Annotated in this window: 5 protein-coding genes; 3 read left to right on the forward strand and 2 right to left on the reverse strand. The window is 63.0% G+C overall.

The window, feature by feature from the left end:
• The coding region (locus tag ACIQ47_RS14680; RefSeq protein ID WP_396438813.1) for a tripartite tricarboxylate transporter substrate-binding protein at positions 1 to 765 on the reverse strand (765 nt) is incomplete at its 3' end.
• A 152-nt stretch (positions 766 to 917) separates the two neighbouring features.
• On the opposite strand from ACIQ47_RS14680, the gene ACIQ47_RS14685 reads away from it, so the two are divergent.
• Positions 918 to 1,826 carry an AEC family transporter gene (locus tag ACIQ47_RS14685; protein WP_396438814.1) on the forward strand — a complete coding sequence of 303 codons (909 nt, stop codon included), beginning with the start codon at positions 918 to 920 and terminating at the stop codon, positions 1,824 to 1,826.
• 38 nt (positions 1,827 to 1,864) lie between these two features.
• On the opposite strand, the gene queG is transcribed toward ACIQ47_RS14685, so the two are convergent.
• The gene (gene queG, locus ACIQ47_RS14690) at positions 1,865 to 2,980 is read right to left on the reverse strand and encodes a tRNA epoxyqueuosine(34) reductase QueG (protein ID WP_396438815.1); all 1,116 of its coding nucleotides are present in this window, start codon (positions 2,978 to 2,980) and stop codon (positions 1,865 to 1,867) included.
• Here queG and tsaE point away from each other — a divergent pair.
• Entirely contained in the window at positions 2,960 to 3,529 is a 570-nt protein-coding gene (gene tsaE, locus ACIQ47_RS14695; RefSeq protein ID WP_396438816.1) for a tRNA (adenosine(37)-N6)-threonylcarbamoyltransferase complex ATPase subunit type 1 TsaE, read from the forward strand. The genes queG and tsaE overlap by 21 nt on opposite strands.
• The coding region (locus ACIQ47_RS14700) for an N-acetylmuramoyl-L-alanine amidase (protein WP_396438817.1) at positions 3,519 to 4,819 on the forward strand (1,301 nt) is incomplete at its 3' end. The genes tsaE and ACIQ47_RS14700, both read left to right, overlap by 11 nt.

Consider the following 4,819-nt stretch of genomic DNA (forward strand, 5'->3'; position numbering starts at 1 on the left):
GATGCCGTAGTAAGCCATGCGGTTGACGGGTTCCAGACCGACATCCTTGAAGGTGGGCACGTTGGGCAGCTGAGACAGGCGCTGGGGCGCGGCCACGACGATGGGCACCAAACGGCCCGACTGGATGAAGGGCAGCGCCGAGGGTAGGTTGTCAAAAATGATCGGCACCTGGCCAGCCACGGTGTCGTTCAGGGCCGGGCCCGCACCCCGGTAAGGAATGTGGGTGATGAACACGCCAGCCAAGCTCTTCCACAGCTCGGTCTGCAGGTGGCCGATGCCGCCTGTGCCCGACGAGGCATAGGAGTATTTGCCAGGATTTTTCTTCAACTCGGCCACAAAGCCGGCGTAGTCCTTGGCCGGAAAGCTGGGGTGCACCGCAATCACATTGGGTGTGGCCGCAATGTTGATGATGGGCGTGAAGTCGGTCAGCACGTTGTACGGAATCTTGGGGTTGATGGCGGGGTTGGCGGCCGTGGTCGACACCGTGGCCATGCCCAGGTTGTAGCCATCGGGGGCAGCGCGCACGGTTTCGGTCGCACCCACCACACCGCCGCCACCAGCCTTGTTCTCGACGATCACGCTTTGACCCAAAGCCTTGCCCAAGGGCTCAGCGATGACTCGGGCCACGATGTCGGTCGTGCCACCGGGCGCAAACGGCACCTGCAAGCGAATGGTTTTGTTGGGGTAGGCCTGCGCCCACACCGAACCACTGGCCAAAACGGTGGCAGCCAAGCCGACTGCAGAAACCAAATTACGACGCTTCATTGATAAAACTCCTTAAAAGATCGAACATGATAGACAAAAAATGGGGCCCGGCGTGAGGGGGGAAACCCACAAAGCCCGCACTCCGCACAAGAGGGCATTGCGGGTGACAGCCGCGCCTCAAGGACACACCCACACTGGGTTATCCTAGCCCCGTGAATTTTGCCCAACTCCTCTTTCCCGATTTCTCCCTGATCCTGTGCGGCTATCTGATCTGCCGTTACACAGCCCTGAACCGCCCGGTCTGGCAGCAGGTGGAAAGCCTGGTCTATTTTTTCCTTTTCCCGGTGTTGTTGTTTCACTCCATCGTGAAAAGCCCACTCGATCTGCTGGCAGCCTCCAGTCTGATTGGGGCGGGTCTGAGTCTGGCCTTGTGCACCATTGCCTTGTCTTACAGCCTGCCCTATTGGCCCATCCTGGGTCGCCGACTGGACCGGCGAGACCATGCAGCCAGTGCCCAAGTGGCCTTTCGCTTCAACTCCTTCATTGGCCTGGCACTGGCCGAACGCCTGGCCGGGCCCGAAGGCTTGCTCATGATCGCGGTGCTGATCGGTTTTTGCGTGCCGCTCTTCAACATTGGCGCGGTCTGGCCCATGGCCCGACAAGCCCAAACCGGCTTTTTGCGCGAGCTGGTGCGCAACCCCCTGATCATCGCCACCGTTTCAGGTCTAACAGCCAACTTGCTGGGCTTTCGCATGCCCGATGTGCTGGAGCCCAGCGTCAGCCGCATCGGTGCAGCCTCATTGGCGCTGGGTTTGATGGCGGCGGGCGCAGGCATGCAACTGGGCAGCTTGCGCCAGGGCAAGCTGCTCAGCGCCAGCGTGCTGCTGATCAAGCACCTGCTGATGCCGCTGATGGCGCTGGGCCTGTCGCTGCTGTTTGGCCTGAACCCCACCCAAACCACCATCTTGCTGGCGTTTTCAGCGCTGCCCACCGCCTCCACCTGCTATGTGCTGGCCGCCCGCATGGGCTACAACGGACCCTACGTGGCGGGCCTGGTCACACTGTCCACCTTGGCCGGCATGTTGAGTTTGCCGTTTGCGTTGGGTGTGCTGCGCGGCTGAGCTTGCCAGGTCTTGGGCAAAACTTCGGCAAGCCAGGCTCAGCGGATCACGCGCTGGTCTTGGGTCATGGACCATGCCACTTGCTCTTGCACCACCGGGTCCGGGTGGCCTGTGTGCACAGCCAAACCCTGCAGCAAAACCCGGCGCTCGCTTTCCGGCAAGGTCGAGCAGGCCAAGGCATTGCCTGCCGCCAATGCCAAGTTGCGCAACCAGCGGGCGTGTCCGATGCGGCGAATGGCACTGCCCTCGGTTCGGCGCAAAAACTCGGCTTCATTCCAGGCCATGAGCTCTGCGATGCTGCCCGCGCCCAAACCGTCGCGCGCTTGCCAATCGGGCAAAGTGCTGACTTGCGCGAACTTGTTCCACGGACAGGCCAGCTGGCAATCGTCGCAGCCATAAATGCGGTTGCCGATCAGCGGGCGCAGGGCCTCGTCGATCGGCCCGGCGTGTTCGATCGTCAGGTAAGAAATGCAGCGCCGCGCATCCAACTGGTAGGGGCCAACGATGGCCTGCGTGGGGCACAGGTCCATGCAGGCGGTGCACTGGCCACAATGCGCCGACACCGCAGGCGTTGCGTTCAGCGAAAAATCCACAAACAATTCGCCCAGAAAAAACATCGACCCGGCCTCGCGCGAGAGGACCAAAGTGTGTTTGCCGCGCCAACCCAAACCGCTGCGGGTGGCCAGCTCAGCCTCCAGCACCGGCGCCGAGTCGGTGAACACGCGGTGGCCAAAGGGGCCAATCGCCAGGGCGATGCGGTCCTGCAGTTTTTGCAGGCGGCTGCGCAAGACCTTGTGGTAGTCACGCCCCCGGGCATAGAGCGAGACCACCGCCTCCCCTGGCTGCAGGCTGCGGGCGGTTTCACGCGCCAACCACTCTGGCGGGGTGTCCTGCGGCAAGTAGTCCATGCGGGCGGTGATCACGCTCACCGTGCCCGGCACCAGATCGGCCGGGCGGGCGCGCTTCATGCCATGGCTAGCCATGTAGCCCATGCTGCCGTGAAAACCCGCTGCCAACCAAGCCAATAATCCGGGCTCTGCCGAGGACAAATCGATGCCCGTCACGCCAATTTGGGACAATCCCGACTCACGCGCCCAGATCTGGATTTGGGGCCACAGTTTAAGAAGGTCGATTTGAGTACGTTGAGCAGTCACCCGCCGATTGTAGAAAGCCCCGCCGACCCAGCGCATTGGGAGGGTTTGTGGCTGCATGAGGCCGAGACCCAAGCCTTTGCCGAGCAGCTGGCGCAAGGCCTCGGTCAATGGCCCGGCGGGCGCGATGCGCGCATCGAGCTGCGCGGCAACCTGGGCGCGGGCAAGACCACTCTGGTGCGCCACCTGCTGCGCGCCGCCGGGGTCACGGGGCGCATCAAAAGCCCGACTTACGCCGTGGTGGAGCCGCATCAAGCGGTCAATCCAACTGGCACAAGCGATGCCGTCTGGCCCATCTGGCATTTTGACTTTTACCGTTTCAACGACCCCCAAGAATGGGAAGACGCCGGTTTTCGCGACATCTTTGCCGGGCCGGGCCTCAAACTCATGGAGTGGCCCGACAAAGTGGCCGGGCAACTGCCCCCGCCCGATTGGGTGATCGCGCTCGACGCCATCGACCAAGACCAGCGCCAGGTGCGCATCAGCACAGGCACAGAGCGCGGGCGCATGTGGCTTCAAGACTGGATCCAAGGTGCAGACGATGCAAAGTGACCGCCGTCGCCTGATCAAGGCGGGTTTTCTGGTGCTGAGCCTGGGCGCTGCACAGATCGCTCGAGGCGCCAACATGCTGGCAGTGCGCATTTGGCCCGCGGCCGATTACAGCCGGGTCACGCTCGAATCGGACGCGCCCATCCAAAGCACCCAGGCCTTCATCGCCTCACCACCACGCCTGGCGGTGGACATCCAAGGCATGCAATTGAACGCCGCATTGCGCGAGTTGGTGGGCAAGGTGCAAGCGTCTGACCCGAACATTGCCGGCATCCGCGTGGGCCAGTTCAGCGCCAACGTGGTGCGGCTGGTGATTGACCTCAAGCACCCCATTGCACCGCAAGTCTTCAGCCTGCAACCCGTGGCCCCTTACGCACACCGCTTGGTGCTCGACCTCTACCCCAGCCAGGCCATCGACCCTCTGGAGCAACTGATCCAGGAGCGCACCGCGGCCAAAACCCCGTCTGCCGTGGACCGCCTGCCCGGAGCCTCGGCCGCAGTGAATGACCCCTTGGGCGATCTGATCGCACGGCAAACCCAGCCCGGCACAGGTGCCTTGCCATTACCCGCGCCAACGACCCGCCAGCCCGACCTGTCCCGCAGCGAAGGCCCCTTCATGGACAACCCGAGCCGCCCGGGCAAGACACCCGAGCCTCCACGCACCGACCGGCTGATCGTGGTCACCTTGGACCCGGGGCATGGCGGCGAGGACCCGGGTGCCATTGGCCCAGGCGGCACGCGCGAAAAAGACGTGGTCCTCAAAATCGCCAAAATGTTGAGCGAACGCATCAACGCCAGCAGCGTGGGCGGCAGCCCCATGCGCGCGTTCCTGACGCGCGATGCCGATTTTTTTGTGCCTCTGCATGTGCGCGTGCAAAAAGCCCGGCGCGTGCAATCTGACTTGTTTGTCAGCATCCACGCCGATGCTTTTTACACCCCGCGCCCACAAGGCGCCAGCGTGTTCGCGCTCAGCCAGGGCGGGGCCACGAGCGCAGCGGCGCGCTGGATGGCGCAAAAAGAAAACAAGGCCGACGACATCGGCGGCGTGAACTTGGGCGGGCAAGATGCTCAGGTGCAACACGCCTTGCTTGACATGAGCACCGCAGCGCAAATCAAGGACAGCCTGACACTCGGCAACAGCTTGCTGCGCGAGATCGGCAGCGTGGGCAAGTTGCACAAACCCCGTGTCGAGCAAGCCGGTTTTGCCGTGCTCAAAGCCCCCGACATCCCCAGCGTGCTGGTCGAGACCGCCTTCATCAGCAACCCGGAAGAAGAAGAAAAACTGCGCAGCGA

It is taken from the genome of Limnohabitans sp., assembly GCF_044373035.1.
Classification (GTDB): domain Bacteria; phylum Pseudomonadota; class Gammaproteobacteria; order Burkholderiales; family Burkholderiaceae_C; genus Limnohabitans_A.